Annotated in this window: 15 protein-coding genes; 11 read left to right on the top strand and 4 right to left on the bottom strand. The window is 70.7% G+C overall.

Annotated features, from left to right (window positions below; genetic code table 11):
- Positions 1-94: 94 nt before the first annotated feature.
- The 3 genes from DQ384_RS07665 to DQ384_RS07655 all read left to right on the top strand — a co-directional run bounded on the left by DQ384_RS07665 (position 95) and on the right by DQ384_RS07655 (position 1,868).
- On the top strand, positions 95-610 hold the full coding sequence (locus DQ384_RS07665; RefSeq protein WP_114027975.1) for an NADPH-dependent FMN reductase: 516 nt from the start codon (positions 95-97) through the stop codon (positions 608-610).
- A complete protein-coding gene (locus DQ384_RS07660; RefSeq protein WP_114027974.1) occupies positions 607-1,113 on the top strand; it encodes a flavin reductase family protein in 507 nt (168 codons plus the stop codon). The genes DQ384_RS07665 and DQ384_RS07660 overlap by 4 nt, the downstream gene beginning before the upstream one ends.
- Positions 1,114-1,286: 173 nt before the next feature.
- Positions 1,287-1,868: a DUF305 domain-containing protein gene (locus tag DQ384_RS07655; RefSeq protein WP_114027973.1), complete on the top strand. Its 582-nt coding sequence runs from the start codon at positions 1,287-1,289 to the stop codon at positions 1,866-1,868.
- A 51-nt stretch (positions 1,869-1,919) separates the two neighbouring features.
- On the opposite strand, the gene DQ384_RS07650 is transcribed toward DQ384_RS07655, so the two are convergent.
- Positions 1,920-2,978, bottom strand: coding sequence for an NAD(P)H-dependent amine dehydrogenase family protein (locus DQ384_RS07650; protein ID WP_114027972.1), 1,059 nt, complete (start codon positions 2,976-2,978; stop codon positions 1,920-1,922).
- A 265-nt stretch (positions 2,979-3,243) separates the two neighbouring features.
- Between DQ384_RS07650 and DQ384_RS07645 the strand changes: the two genes are divergently transcribed.
- The 7 genes from DQ384_RS07645 (at position 3,244) to DQ384_RS07615 (ending at position 11,764) form a co-directional block, all read left to right on the top strand.
- Entirely contained in the window at positions 3,244-4,140 is an 897-nt protein-coding gene (locus DQ384_RS07645) for an SDR family oxidoreductase (protein WP_114028046.1), read from the top strand.
- Positions 4,141-4,265: 125 nt separating this feature from the next.
- The gene (locus DQ384_RS07640) at positions 4,266-5,447 is read left to right on the top strand and encodes an ROK family transcriptional regulator (protein ID WP_220182813.1); all 1,182 of its coding nucleotides are present in this window, start codon (positions 4,266-4,268) and stop codon (positions 5,445-5,447) included.
- 146 nt (positions 5,448-5,593) lie between these two features.
- Positions 5,594-7,102 (top strand): sugar ABC transporter ATP-binding protein, encoded by a 1,509-nt coding sequence (locus DQ384_RS07635; RefSeq protein ID WP_245966298.1) that lies wholly within the window; start codon positions 5,594-5,596, stop codon positions 7,100-7,102.
- Entirely contained in the window at positions 7,099-8,151 is a 1,053-nt protein-coding gene (locus tag DQ384_RS07630; RefSeq protein WP_245966297.1) for an ABC transporter permease, read from the top strand. Before DQ384_RS07635 ends, DQ384_RS07630 begins: the two co-directional genes overlap by 4 nt.
- A gap of 198 nt (positions 8,152-8,349) precedes the next feature.
- Positions 8,350-9,408 (top strand): ABC transporter substrate-binding protein, encoded by a 1,059-nt coding sequence (locus DQ384_RS07625; protein ID WP_114027970.1) that lies wholly within the window; start codon positions 8,350-8,352, stop codon positions 9,406-9,408.
- Positions 9,409-9,423: 15 nt separating this feature from the next.
- Positions 9,424-10,608: a Gfo/Idh/MocA family protein gene (locus tag DQ384_RS07620; protein ID WP_245966296.1), complete on the top strand. Its 1,185-nt coding sequence runs from the start codon at positions 9,424-9,426 to the stop codon at positions 10,606-10,608.
- Positions 10,609-10,756: 148 nt separating this feature from the next.
- A complete protein-coding gene (locus DQ384_RS07615; protein ID WP_114027969.1) occupies positions 10,757-11,764 on the top strand; it encodes a sugar phosphate isomerase/epimerase family protein in 1,008 nt (335 codons plus the stop codon).
- A gap of 92 nt (positions 11,765-11,856) precedes the next feature.
- On the opposite strand, the gene DQ384_RS07610 is transcribed toward DQ384_RS07615, so the two are convergent.
- The 3 genes from DQ384_RS07610 to DQ384_RS07600 form a co-directional block, all read right to left on the bottom strand.
- On the bottom strand, positions 11,857-12,942 hold the full coding sequence (locus tag DQ384_RS07610) for a Zn-dependent alcohol dehydrogenase (protein ID WP_114027968.1): 1,086 nt from the start codon (positions 12,940-12,942) through the stop codon (positions 11,857-11,859).
- A 65-nt stretch (positions 12,943-13,007) separates the two neighbouring features.
- Entirely contained in the window at positions 13,008-13,202 is a 195-nt protein-coding gene (locus tag DQ384_RS07605; protein WP_114027967.1) for a ferredoxin, read from the bottom strand.
- A 41-nt stretch (positions 13,203-13,243) separates the two neighbouring features.
- Positions 13,244-13,720: a pyridoxamine 5'-phosphate oxidase family protein gene (locus tag DQ384_RS07600; RefSeq protein ID WP_114027966.1), complete on the bottom strand. Its 477-nt coding sequence runs from the start codon at positions 13,718-13,720 to the stop codon at positions 13,244-13,246.
- Between the two features lie 158 nt (positions 13,721-13,878).
- On the opposite strand from DQ384_RS07600, the gene DQ384_RS07595 reads away from it, so the two are divergent.
- Entirely contained in the window at positions 13,879-14,511 is a 633-nt protein-coding gene (locus tag DQ384_RS07595; RefSeq protein ID WP_425451421.1) for a class I SAM-dependent methyltransferase, read from the top strand.

Raw genomic sequence — 14,511 nt, 5'->3', positions numbered from 1 at the left:
GCGCGCGCTGAACAAGGGCTCTGAGCACACCGCACCGTCCCGGAGTGGCCGGTGCCGTCGCGGGAACCGGGAGAAGATGAGTGGTGAGCGACAGATGAGTTTCGTGACGTTGGTGGGCAATCCCCGGGAGGGGTCGCGGACGCGGACGGTCGCGGAGCACGCGGCCGAGCTGGTCGCCGGGCGGCTCGGATACGTGGGCGAGCGTGACGTGATCGACCTGGCCGGACTGGCCCCGAGACTGCTCGACCCGCAACCCCCGGCCGAGGTGCGCGAGGCGCTGGAGCGCGTCGTCGCCGCGAAGGTGCTGCTGGTGGCGAGCCCCACCTACAAGGCGACCTACACCGGGCTGCTGAAGGTCTTCCTCGACCGGCTGAAGCCCGAGGCGCTGGCGGGGGTGACGGCGCTGCCGATCCTGGTCATGGGCGACCCCAAGCACTCCCTGGCTGTCGAGACGCACCTGCGGCCGCTGCTGGTCGAGCTCGGCGCGGCCGTGCCGACCCCCGGGCTGGCCCTGCTCGAATCGGACATCGCCGCTCCCGAGGAGGTGCTGGGCCGGTGGGCGGACCGGGTGGCGCCTCAGATCGCGCTGACGGAAGGCGTGACCGTATGACCGACACGCTGGCCGAGGCGGCCGTCGACAACCAGCGGTTCCGTGAGGCGCTGGCCGTGCACGCGGCCGGGGTCGTCGTGGTGACCGCGTGGACCGACGGCGTGCCGGTCGGCCTGACCGCGACCTCCTTCTCCTCCGTCAGCCTCAACCCGCCGCTCGTCTCCTTCTACGTCGACCAGTCCTCGACCACCTGGCCCTGGCTGCGGCAGGCCGACGGCTTCGCCGTGAACGTCCTCGCCAGCGACCAGGCCGACCTCGCGTCCCGCTTCGCCCGCAGGAACGTCGACCGGTTCGCCGCGCCGACCACCTGGACGCCGGGGCCGCGCGGGGTGCCGCTGCTCGACGGCGTGTCCGCGCACCTGGTCTGCGAGCCCCACAGCACGGCCGAGATCGGCGACCACATCCTGGTCGTGGGTCTGGTGACCGGCACGCGGATCGGCTCGCCCGGCCGTCCCCTCATCTACCACCAGGGCCGGTTCGGCCGCTTCACGCCGCATTCCTGACCGTTCACCCCTTCTCCTGCCATCCCGGCCGAACGCCGCCCTTCCCGGCTGAACGCCGCGCGCCGGTGTCGCGTACCTCACGGTGGGCGCGGAAGCCTCCGTGCCGTACGCGGCGCGCGGCGCGGTCGCGGGGAAGCCGGGAAGCCGGCGAGCAGGGAAGAAGGTGGCAGCACATGCGCGGGCTCCGTGTCGCCGGTGTTCTCGTGGGCGGACTGGCGCTGGCGGTGCCCGTCCTCGCCGGGTGCGCCCCGGCCTCCGGCGGCGCGGTCATCGTCGCCGCCACCTACGACGCGCCGGACGTCCCGTGGAACCTGACCGACGTGCTCTTCTGCCGGGAGATGATCCTCCACTACCGGCAGTCGCTCACCCTGGCCGGAATCGTCGGCGGGCGGGCGCGGGACCCGTTCGTGAAGGACATGGCCGCGCGGATCACCGCGGACGAGACGCCCCGCATCGACGCGATGGCGGCCTCCCTGCGGGCGTGGCGGTTCACCGTGCCCGACGCGCGGAACCCGCCGGACCACCAGATGCCGGGCATGCCGTCTCCCGCGCAGATCCTGCTGCTCACGGGGAAGGCGGGCGCCGAGTTCGACCGGCTCTGGCTGACGGCCCTGGCCCGGCACACCGACTACGGCGCGCGCCTGGCCGAGAAGGCCCGGGACGAGGGGAAGGACCGCGCCACCGTGGCCCTGGCGCGGACGATCGCCGCCGCCGAGAGGGCGCGGGTGGCGCGCATCGTCGCGCACCTGCGGTGACCACCGCGTCCGCGCTCGTCCGGGAGGCCTTCGCCGAGACGCCGGCGCGGATCAGGCCAGCCTGGTGGTGCCCCGTCCCGTGATGAGCGGCAGGTCGAGCAGCGTGCGGATGCCCGGCGGCGCCGCGCAGACCGCCGCGATGGAGTTGACGGCGTGCGCGGCCGCCCCGGCGAGCCCGTGCGTGACCTCGTCGATCTTGATCATCATGGCGGGGCGGCCCTCGATGTGGATGGCGAAGCCCGGGTCGGGCCAGCGGCGCACCTTGGCGGCGTCGGCCTTGTACACGCACTCGACGGTCATGAACGGGCGCCCCCGCACGAGCCCGGAGAAGATCCACCGCGACGCGCACACCGTGCCGGGCAGCACCAGGCCGGCGGTGATCTCGAACTCCTCGGCCGCCAGCTCGTACTCGTCGGTCTCCTCGACCTCGTCCAGCCGGACGCCGAGCGCGCCCGCGACGAGCTGGACGCTCTCGGAGAACAGCGCCCGCTGCACGTTGCGGAACGGCCGCACGGCCACCGCGTAGTCCTTCGGCGCGCGGCCGAAGCCGATCAGGTCCATCACGATCTGCCGGGACGGGTGGCCGACGAAGTCGGAGCACTCGCGGACGTAGATGTGGTCGAGGCGGGTGGACAGGCCGCTCAGCGCGAGCGGTAACAGGTCGCTCATGAAGCCGGGGTTGATGCCGGTGCCGTACACCGAGGTGCCGCCCGCCTCGCAGGCGGTCTCCAGCCGCTCGACGACGCCGGGGCCGTACACCTGCGGGTAGATGAAGCCCGTGGTGGTGATGACGTTCTTGCCCGAGGCGAGGATGGCGCAGACCGTCTCCAGGTCGGCCGCGTAGTCGCCGCCGAAGTACGCGGCGGGCAGCGGCATGTGCAGCACGCAGTCGGCCTCGGTGGTGAGCACCTCGTCGAAGTCGTCGCTGCACAGGACGCCGGTGTCGGGCATGCCCACGAGCGGCCCGGCGTCCAGGCCGACCTTGTCCGGGTCGTAGACGAGCACGCCGGCGAGCCGGAACTCCGGCCGCGCGATCACGCTCTGCAGCGCGTAACTGCCGACGGCGCCGGTGGCCCACTGGATCACGCGCAGGGGCGGCTGTACGGGCATGAGGCCTCCAGCCAGGGGGGTTGCGGACGGGGCCATGGGAAGAGGGGCCACATTGACCCAAGGCACCTGCGGGGGCAGAAACTATAGCAGAATTCGACCTGCCCGATCACTATCCGCTACGTGACGCGAGGCCACTCCTGGTGGAAGGCGGGGCGAGGGCGCTGGGTGGGGCGGGTGGGCGCGGGTTATCGTGTGCTGGCCAGAAGCTTGTTCTCCTGGGGTGCTCGGCGGAGTGCTCCGGAGCACTCCTCGAAGGGTGGGCGGCATGTCCGAACTGAGGTTCGACGGGAAGGTCGCGATCGTCACCGGCGCCGGGCACGGTCTCGGCCGCTCGCACGCGCTCATGCTCGCCGCGCGCGGCGCCAAGGTCGTCGTGAACGACCTCGGCGGGGCGCTGGACGGCAGCGGCGCCTCGGCAGGTCCCGCCGCCGAGGTGGCCGAGCTGATCGCCAAGGACGGCGGCGAGGCGGTCGCCGGCGCCGACGACATCGCGACGCCGGAGGGGGCCGAGGCCGTCGTCAGGGCCGCCCTGGACGCCTTCGGCCGGGTGGACATCGTGGTCAACAACGCCGGCATCCTGCGCGACCGGTCGTTCGGCAAGATGACGGTCGAGGAGTTCGACGCCGTGCTCGCTGTGCACGTCCGGGGCTCGTTCCTGGTCAGCCGCGCCGCGTTCCCGCACATGAAGGAGCAGGGCTACGGGCGCATCGTGAACACCTCCTCGCCCGCGGGCCTGTTCGGCAACTTCGGCCAGGCCAACTACTCCACCGCCAAGATGGGCCTGGTCGGCCTGACCAAGACGCTCGGCATCGAGGGCGCCCGCGCGGGCATCAAGGCCAACGCCATCGCGCCGATCGCCTGGACGCGGATGACCGAGACGCTGCTGCCCGCCGAGTTCGAGCAGAGGTTCGGCCCCGAGAAGGTCAGCCCGCTGGTCGTCTTCCTGGCGCACGAGAGCTGCGAGACCAGCGGCGAGGTGTTCAGCGTGGGCGCCGGGCGCGTCGCCCGCGTGTTCGTGGCCGAGGGGCCGGGCTGGCGGGCCGACGACCTCACCGCCGAGGCCATCCGCGACAATTGGGAGGCCATCCTGGCCGAGCAGCCGTACCTCCGGCCGACCACGCTGGGGGAGCAGGCGGGCGCGTCGCTGAAGGCGATGCTCTGACGGCGAAAGCCCCCCAGCTTTCGCCGATAACAACAAAAGTTCTGAATCGTCACCAAAAAGGGCTTCACGCGGGTAGCGGAAGTGAACTAACTTCTGCCTCACATCACTCCGATACCGGAGGCCATGTGAAACGCATCCCCGTACGGCCAGAGAACGTCCACCAGGCGGCGCTGCTGCGTCTCCTGCGCGACGGTGGCCGTTCCCGCGCGGAGCTCGGTGACGACATCGAGCTGTCGCGTTCCAAGCTGAACCTCGAGCTCGACCGTCTCATCGAGATGGGGCTGGTCGAGCAGGCCGGGCTGGCCGCCTCCCGTGGAGGCAGGCGGTCCGGGATGGTCCGGCTGTCGCCGCACATGCGGTTCGTCGGCATCGACATCGGCGCCACCTCGGTGGACGTCGCCGTCACCAACGGCGAACTGGAGATCCTCGGCCACCTCAGTGAGCCGTGCGACGTGCGCGAGGGACCGGTCGTGGTGCTCGACCGTGCGGTGGATCTGGTCGGAAAGCTGCGCGAGCAGGGCCTGTTCTCCCAGCTTCACGGAGCGGGGATCGGCGTGCCCGGCCCGGTCAGCTTCCGCGAGGGCGTTCCCGTGGCCCCGCCGATCATGCCCGGCTGGGACCGGTATCCGGTGAAGGAGGCGATCAGCCAGGAGCTCGGCTGTCCCGCCGTGGTGGACAACGACGTCAACCTCATGGCCATGGGAGAGCTCCACGCCGGCCTGGCGCGCCAGGTGGACGACTTCCTGCTCATCAAGATCGGCACCGGCATCGGCTGCGGCATCGTGGTGGACGGCAAGATCTACCGGGGCGTGTCGGGAAGCGCGGGCGACATCGGCCACATGCGGGTCGACGACCAGGGGCCGACCTGCACCTGCGGCAACTCCGGCTGTCTGGAGGCCTACTTCGGTGGCGCCGCCCTCGCCCGGGAGGCCGTCAGGATCGCCCCCCGCTCGCCGTACCTGTCCGAGCGGCTCGCCCAGGTCGGGCACCTCAGCGCCGAGGACGTCGCCGAGGCCGCCGCGCTCGGGGACCCGGCCGCGATCCGGCTGATCCGCGACGGCGGGCGCCAGGCGGGGCAGGTCCTCGCGGGCCTGGTCAGCTTCTTCAACCCCGGTCTCATGATCATCGCGGGAGGGGTGGCCCGCCTGGGCCACGTGCTCCTCGCGGAGATCAGGAGTGTCGTCTACCGCCGGTCGCTGCCCCTGGCCACCGGCAACCTGCCCATCGTCCTTTCCGAGCTGGGGGACACCGCCGGTGTGATCGGCGGCGCCCGGCTCATCACCGACCACGTCTTCTCCGCCTCGTAGCCCCCGCCCGCGGCTCCGGAAACCCTGACCGTCCCCGGAACGAAGATCCGCTCGCACGGCGGACTCCTCAGCCGACCGTCCACGGATCTTCCGAACCACCCGATCTCCTCAGCCCCATCCCCATGCGACCCCCTTCCGGAGGCCCTGTGAGCGACCTGCTGGTCATGCGCGGGATCGTCAAACAGTTTCCCGGCGTACGCGCCCTCGACGGCGTGGACCTCGACGTCCGCGCCGGCGAGGTGCACTGCCTGCTCGGTCAGAACGGCGCGGGCAAGTCCACGTTGATCAAAATCCTCGCGGGCGCCCACCAGCCCGACGAGGGCACCGTGACGTTCGGCGGCGAGCCGGTCCGCTTCGCCGGGCCGATCGCGGCCATCAAGTCCGGCATCTCGACCATCTACCAGGAGCTCGACCTGGTGGACGGGCTGTCGGTGGCCGAGAACGTCTTCCTCGGGCACGAGCAGGCCGCGTTCGGCTTCACCCGCCGGGGCGAGATGAACAAGGCCGCCGCCGAGCTGCTCGGCCGGCTCGGGCACGGCGAGATGCGTCCCGGCACGGAGGTCGGGCGCCTGTCCGCCGCCGGGAAGCAAATCGTTAGTATGGCCCGCGCGCTGTCCCACGAGGCGAAGCTGATCGTCATGGACGAGCCGTCGGCCGCCCTCGCGCACGACGAGGTCGCGAACCTGTTCCGCGTGATCAGAGAGCTGACCGCGCAGGGCGTCGCCGTCGTGTACATCTCCCACCGGCTGGAGGAGATCCGCGAGATCGGCGACCGCGTCACCGTGCTCAAGGACGGCAGGACGGCCGCCGTCGGCCTGCCCGCCCGCGACACCTCGACCTCCTCCATCGTCTCGCTGATGACCGGCAGGGACGTCGAGTACGTCTTCCCGCCGCGCCCGGAGCCCGGGTCCCACGACGGCAAGCCCGAGGTGCTGAAGGTCGAGAACCTCACGCTGCCCGGCCGCTTCGCCGACGTCTCGCTCACCATCAGGCAGGGCGAGATCGTCGGCCTGGCCGGCCTGGTCGGCTCGGGACGGTCGGAGATCGTCGAGACCATCTACGGCGCGCGCCGCGCGTCCACGGGCACGGTCGTGCTCGAAGGGGACCGCGTGCCCGCGGGCAGCACGTCCAAAGCCGTCCAGATGGGCATGGGCCTGGCTCCCGAGGAGCGCAAGTCCCAGGCCCTGCTGATGAACGAGACCGTCGCGCGCAACATCACGATCGCCGGTCTCACCAAGTACGCCAAGTTGGGCTGGGTCGACCGCAAGGACGAGAGCGCCGAGGCCGCACGGCTGGTCCAGGCGCTCGACATCCGGCCGGGCGACCCGCACAAACCGGTCAGAACCCTCTCGGGCGGCAACCAGCAGAAGGCCGTTTTCGCCCGATGGCTCGTAGAGGGGCGCAAACTGCTCCTCCTGGACGAGCCGACCCGGGGCGTCGACGTCGGCGCCCGGGCCGAGCTGTACGCCGTGATCCGGCGTCTGGCGGACGAGGGCGTGGGCGTGCTGCTGGTGTCCAGTGAGGTCCCCGAGGTGCTCGGGCTGGCCGACCGGGTGCTGGTGCTCCGCGAGGGCAAGGTCATCCACGAGTCCGACGCCCGCGAACTCGACGAACCACGCGTACTAGACATGATCATGGAAGGGAGCGCGCTGTGACGAACGCACGCGCCTCGGGCGGCGGCACCTCGAGCACGCCCCCACCGGCCGACCAGCACGCACGCACCGAAGGCCAGGCGGGTGCCGCCCGCGGGCCGGGCGTGATGAGCAGGGTGGGCCAGGCCCGCCACCTCGGCCTCGTCGTGGCGCTGGTGCTGCTGGCCATCGTCGGCCTGGTCACCGTGCCCGACACCTTCGCCACCTCGTCCAACCTCGTCAACATCCTGGCCCTGGCCGCGACGATCGGCGTCATCACGGTCGGCGCCACCTTCGTCATCATCGGCGGCGGCATCGACCTGTCGGTGGGCGCCATCATGGCCCTGGCCTCGGTGTGGGCGACCACGCTGGCCACCCAGTCCTACGGGCCGGTCGTGATGGTCATCTGCGCCATCGTGGTCGGCACGGGCGCCGGGCTCGTCAACGGCTTCCTCATCTCCTACGGGCGCATGGTGCCGTTCATCGCCACCCTGGCGATGCTCGTCGCAGCCCGGGGCCTCGCCCAGCGCATGTCCGACCGCAGGACCCAGCTGGTCCGGCCGGACAACAACGCGATCGTGGAACTGTCGACCACGCGGGTCTTCGGCCTGCCGCTGCTGGTCTACATCTTCGCGCTCGTGGTGATCGTCGGATGGATCGTGCTCAACCGCACGACCTTCGGACGTCGCACCTACGCGGTCGGCGGCAACCCTGAGGCCGCCCGGCTCGCCGGCATCAACGTACGGCGCCACACCCTGCTGCTGTACGCGCTGTCCGGCCTCTGCTGCGGCATCGCCGCCGTCCTCATCATGGCCCGCACCACCACGGGCTCCAGCACCCACGGCGATCTGTACGAACTGGACGCGATCGCCGCCGTGATCATCGGGGGCACCCTCCTCACCGGTGGCCGGGGAACCATCATCGGCTCGATCCTCGGGCTTCTGATCTTCACGGTCATCACCGACCTGTTCATCCTCAACGGCCTCAACACCAGTGACCAGCTCATCGCCAAGGGGCTGATCATCGTGATCGCCGTCCTCCTGCAGCGCAGAAGCCTGGAATCGCGAACCTAGGGCGCGCGGGCGGGATCCGCGTCCCGGGGCCGACCACCCGGGGACCCGCGGCCGGTTCGCCGTGCCCGCAAGAACGGCGAACCCTCACGGAAACCCGCGGAACACGCGGATCCGCCCACGTCCGCAAGCCCTGATCACCTGAATAAACCGGATCCACCCGTGGCGAGGCCCGGTAACCCCACAGAAGGAGATATTTCAATGGAAAAGCGCGTCGGCAGGCGAGGATTCCTCGTCAGCGGAGCCGTCGTCGGCGCAGGGGCCCTCGTGAGCGCCTGCACGAGCAACGAGCCCGCCGCAGCCCCCACCACGGCCGCCCCGCAGGCGGCCTCCGCCGGCACGGGTAACGACGAGCCGGGCACCAAGGTCGTCATCGGCTTCTCCGCCCCGGCCGCCGACCACGGCTGGATCGCCGCCATCGCCAAGAACGCCGCCGACCAGGCCAAGCAGTACAGCGATGTCGAGTTCAAGCCGGTCGAGCCGACCAACGACATCAACCAGCAGATCACGGCCGTGGAGTCGCTGATCGCGGCCAAGGTCAACGCCCTGGTGATCCTGCCCAACGACGGTGAGCAGCTCAACCAGGTCGCCCGCAAGGCGATGGACGCCGGCATCCCGGTGATCAACCTCGACCGCGTCTTCCCCGACAAGCTGTCCTACCGGACGTGGGTCGGCGGCGACAACTACGGTATGGGCGTGGCCGCGGGCAACTACATCGGCAAGACGCTGAAGGACAAGGGCGTCTCCAACCCGGTGATCCTGGAGATCCAGGGCATCGCGACCCTGCCGCTCACCCAGGACCGCAGCAAGGGCTTCGCCGACGCGCTGAAGACCTACGGCTTCAGCGTCACCGCGCAGCAGGACGCGAAGTTCACCGTCGAGTCCGGCACCCAGGTGGCGAGCAACCTGCTCCAGGCGCACAAGAAGATCGACGCCATCTGGAACCACGACGACGACCAGGGCATCGGCGTGCTCGCGGCCATCAAGGAGGCCAACCGCAGCGAGTTCTTCATGGTCGGCGGCGCCGGCTCGGCGAACGCGATGCGCGACATCCAGGCCGACAGCGGCGTGCTGAAGGCCACCGTGACCTACAGCCCGACGATGGCCGGCTCGGCGATCAAGCTCGCCCGGCTCATCGCCCAGGGCAAGGGTCTCAGCGACCTGGTCGAGCAGCAGGTGCCGCAGTCGATCACGCTGGCGTCGGAGACCATCACCAAGGAGAACGCGGCCAAGTACCTGCCGCTCGGCTTCGAATCCTAGTCTCGGGGGTTTTACGTGAGTGACAACAGGCCGGCGCTCGGGGTCGGCATGGTCGGGTACGCGTTCATGGGGCGCGTGCACTCCCAGGCGTGGCGCAGCGTCGGCGCGTTCTTCGACCTGCCGGTCGCGCCGGTCATGGCGGTGCTGTCCGGCAGGTCCGAGGACCGCACCGCCGCCGCCGCGGCCCAGCTCGGCTGGGCCGCGGTCGAGAACGACTGGAAGGAACTGATCAAGCGGGACGACGTCGACATCGTCGACGTGTGCACGCCCGGTGACTCTCACGCCGAGATCGCCATCGCCGCCCTGGAGGCGGGCAAGCACGTCCTGTGCGAGAAGCCGCTGGCCAACACCGTCGCCGAGGCCGAGGCCATGGCGGCGGCGGCCGAGCGCGCCGCCGAGCGCGGCGTGCGCAGCATGGTCGCGTTCAACTACCGGCGCGTCCCCGCGGTCGCGCTCGCGCGGCGGTTCGTGGCCGAGGGCCGCCTGGGCGAGATCCGGCACGTGCGCGCGCAGTACCTGCAGGACTGGATCGTCGACCCCGAGTTCCCCCTGGTCTGGCGGCTCCAGCGCGACAAGGCCGGCTCCGGCGCGCTCGGCGACATCGGCTCGCACATCGTCGACACCGCCCAGTTCGTCACCGGCCAGAAGCTGACCGGCGTGTCCGCCCTCACCGCGACGTTCATCGGCGAGCGGCCCCTGGCCGAGGAGTCCGCGGGGCTGGCCGCCGGCGCCGGCGAGGCGGGCGACACGGGCACCGTCACCGTGGACGACGCGGCGGTGTTCATCGGCCGGCTCTCCGGCGGCGGCCTCGCGTCCTTCGAGGCGACCCGCTTCGCCACCGGCCGCAAGAACGCCATGCGCATCGAGGTCAACGGCTCGCTCGGCAGCCTGTCGTTCGACTTCGAGGCCATGAACGAGCTGTGGTTCCACGACCACACCCTGCCCGCCGAGGAGGCCGGGTTCCGGCGCATCTACGTCACCGAGTCGGGGCACCCGTACGCGGGGGCGTGGTGGCCGCCGGGGCACGGGCTCGGGTACGAGCACACCTTCAGCCACGAGGTGAAGGACTTCCTGGAGGCGATCGGCAACGGCACCGACCCCGAGCCGTCGTTCGCCGACGGGCTGCGCGTGCAGCAGGTCCTCAGCGCGGTCGAGCAGAGCGCGGCGAACGAGAGCCGCTGGACGCCCGTCCCCCAGTGACCCGCACCGACCGATCCGGGCGGGCGGCCCACGGCGCGGGCCGCCCGCCCGGATCTCCCATGTGAGCCCGGCCACGCAGACTTGGCCACGCGGATGTGGCCATGCAGACGACACGCAGAGAAGTAGAGAGCAGAGAAGGAGAGGGGTCATGACGCGACCGATCACGCTGTTCACCGGCCAGTGGGCCGACCTGCCGTTCGAAGAGGTGTGCCGCCTGGCCGGCGAGTGGGGCTACGACGGCCTGGAGATCGCCTGCTGGGGTGACCACTTCGAGGTCGACAAGGCCCTGGCGGACGACTCCTACATCCCGCGCAAGCTGGAGGTCCTGGAGAAGCACGGGCTGAAGGTCTGGACGATCTCCAACCACCTCGTCGGGCAGGCGGTCTGCGACAGCCCCATCGACGAGCGGCACAAGGGCATCCTGCCGGCCCGCATCTGGGGCTCGGGCGACCCCGAGGAGGTCCGCCGGGCCGCCGCCGAGGAGATGAAGGACACCGCCCGCGCGGCCGCCAAGCTCGGCGTCGACACGGTGGTCGGCTTCACCGGGTCGTCCATCTGGAAGACCGTCGCGATGTTCCCGCCGGTCTCCCCGGCGATGATCGACGCCGGCTACCAGGACTTCGCCGACCGGTGGAACCCGATCCTCGACGTGTACGACGAGGTCGGCGTGCGCTTCGCCCACGAGGTGCACCCGAGCGAGATCGCCTACGACTACCACACCACGGTGCGCACGCTGGAGGCCATCGGCCACCGTCCCGCGTTCGGCCTGAACTGGGACCCGTCCCACATGGTGTGGCAGGAGCTCGACCCGGTCGGGTTCATCCTCGACTTCGCCGACCGCATCTACCACGTGGACTGCAAGGACGCCAAGGTCCGCACCGGCGACGGCCGCAAGGGCCGGCTGTCGTCGCACCTGGCCTGGGCCGACCTGCGCCGCGGCTGGGACTTCGTCTCCACCGGCCGGGGCGACGTGCCCTGGGAGGACTGCTTCCGTGCCCTCAACTCCATCGGCTACGAGGGCCCCATCTCGATCGAGTGGGAGGACGCCGGCATGGACCGGCTCGACGGCGCGCCCGAGGCCCTGAGCTTCGTCAGGGGCCTCAACAAGATCACGCCGCCGACCGCCGCGTTCGACGCCGCGTTCTCCTCGGAGTGACTCCCCGGGGGTCCTCCCCAGCGTGACCGCGGGCTCCCCGGGCCGCACCACCGGCCCGGGGAGCCGCACGCCTGTGCGGGCTCATGGAAGGCTCAGTCGAAGAGGACGACCTGCCGCAGCACCTCGCCGCCCCGCAGGGCCGCGACGGCGTCGTTGAGGTCGGCGAGCCGGATGCGCGAGCTGATCATGCTCTCCAGGTCGAGCTTCCCCGCCTTCCACAGGTTCGCCAGGAACGGGAAGTCACGCCGGACGTCGCTGCCGCCGTACAGCGAGCTGAGCAGGTTCTTGCCCTCGAAGAGCAGGTTGAACGCCGACAGCGGCACCATGTCGTCCATCGCCCCGGCGCCCACCACGATCACGTCGCCGCCGCGCCGGGTCGCCTGCCAGGCGGACATGATGGTCGCGGACCTGCCGACGACCTCGAACCCGTAGTCGAACCCCCGGCCGCCCGTCAGCGCGCCGATCGCCTCCGTGAGCTGGTCCGGAGCGCAGGCGTCGGTGGCGCCGACCTTCCTGGCCAGCTCCTGCTTGGACGTCAGCGGGTCGACCGCGAGGATCTTCGTGGCCCCCGACACCCGCGCGCCCTGGATCACCGACAGCCCCACCCCGCCGCAGCCGATCACCGCCACGGTGGTGCCGGGCCTGACCTTCGCCGTGTTGATCACCGCCCCGACGCCGGTCGTGATGCCGCAGCCGATCAGCGCCGCGACCTCGAACGGCACGTCGGAGTCGACCTTGATCGCCCCCTGCCAGGGCACCACGATCTCCTCGGCCCAGGTGCCGCAGCCGGTCATGCCGAACGCCGGGGTGTCGCCGCCGAACCGGAACCGGGCCAGCGAGAAGCTCTGCACCAGGTAGGTCGTGCACAGGTACGGCTGGCCGGCGGAGCAGCTCGGGCACGCGTCGCACGCGGGCGTCCAGTTCACGATCACGTGGTCGCCCGGCTTCACCGTGGTGACGTGGTCGCCGACCTCCACCACCTCGCCCGCGCCCTCGTGCCCCGGCACCACCGGCAACGGCATGGGCAGCACGCCCGACATCACCGACAGGTCGGAGTGGCAGACGCCGGTCGCCTTGATCTTCACGCGGACGTCCGACGGGCCCACGGGGGTGAGGGTGACGTCGTCGCGGATGTCGAGCTTGTCGTCGCCGACGGCGTGCAGCAGGGCGGCTCGCATCGGGCAGACCTCCTTGTCCTTGGGTGCGGTCCTTTGGTGCGGTCCTCGGGGCTATTGAAAGCGGCTCACTCTCCTTGCAGGGAGAGCGCGGCCTTGGGGCAGGAACGGATGGCGTGGCGGACGCGGTCGAGCGCCTCGGGCGGCGGCTCGGGGAGCAGGACGTGCAGGTTGTCCTCGTCGTCCACCTCGAAGACGTCCGGGGCCAGGCCCATGCAGACGGCGTTGGCCTCGCAGACGTCGTAGTTCACCTTGATCTTCATCGGAGCCCTCCTCGCGGTGGTTCTGCGCTGTCGGCGCGGGTCTAGGCCGTCGCGCCGGTGGCGAGCTTACGATGATCCCAGGAGACCACGCGCCCGGGCTCGACGACGTAGGCGACGCGCTTGCGGCCCGTGTGCTCGACGTACGCGCGGATGTCCTCCGTGACCTCGTCCTCGGCCAGGCCGGTCATGCGCCGGGTGACGGTCATCCCCACCGACAGGACGGCCTCACGCTCGTCCATCAGCCGCGCGGTGCCGTACACCAGCACGCCGCGCAGGCCGAAGTAGTCGTCGCCGACCTCGACCAGGCAGCTCACGCGGGGGTCGCGTTCGATGTTGAGCCGTTTCTGGGCCTTGGCGTACGTCCAGAAGGCGATGCGGCCGTCGAGGAGGCCGTAGAACATCGTCACCAGGTGGGGGGTTCCGTCGGGGTTGATCGTGCCCAGCTGGAGCTTGCGAGACTCGGCGAGGAAGGCCGTCACCTCGTCCTCCGACATCGCGATGCGCGCGCGCTGGTTCACGCAGCAAAGTAGAACATGTTCCACCAGGGGCGGCAAGAAGGTTTGGAATATTGTTCCAGACCCTTTGGATCAAGGGTGGGGGCACGCATCGGGGCGTTCGCGCGTTGTAGATAGGGTGCAGCAGCGTTGCCGTACACAAGGGAAAAATCATGACTGACATGTCCTTCCCGGCGGACCTGCGTCACGCGGCCGAGCGTGCCAAGGGCTTCATGCCCGGGAACGAAGGGCTGGCGCTCTTCCAGACCGCGTGCGTGTACGGCCCGCTCGGTCCGATCTGCGAGATCGGCACCTACTGCGGGAAGTCCGCGATCTACCTCGGGGCCGCCGCCCGCGAGACCGGCACGGTCCTCTTCACCGTCGACCACCACCGTGGCTCGGAGGAGATCCAGCCCGGCTGGGCCCACCACGACCCCTCTCTCATGGACCCGCGCTTCGGCAAGATGGACTCCTTGCCGTTCTTCCGCACCGCCATCGCGTCGGCCGGGCTGGAAGACCAGGTGATCGCCATCGTCGGCAGCTCGGAGACCGTCGCCCGCTACTGGCACACGCCGCTCGCGATGCTGTTCATCGACGGCGGCCACTCCGAGGACCCCGTCACCAAGGACTACGAGGGCTGGGCCCACCACGTCATCCCGGGCGGCGCCCTCGTCTTCCACGACGTCTACCCCGATCCCAAGACCGGCGGCCAGGCCCCGTACCGCGTCTTCCAGCGCGCCCTCGCCACCGGCCAGTACAAGGAGACGAGAACCGAAGGCTCCCTGAGAGTCCTCGAACGCATCGCCACCCCCTGA

It is taken from the genome of Sphaerisporangium album, assembly GCF_003323745.1.
In the GTDB taxonomy this organism is placed as follows: domain Bacteria; phylum Actinomycetota; class Actinomycetes; order Streptosporangiales; family Streptosporangiaceae; genus Sphaerisporangium; species Sphaerisporangium album.
Note: the sequence above shows the minus strand (reverse complement) of the source record. Positions and strands in the feature narration are given on the sequence as shown.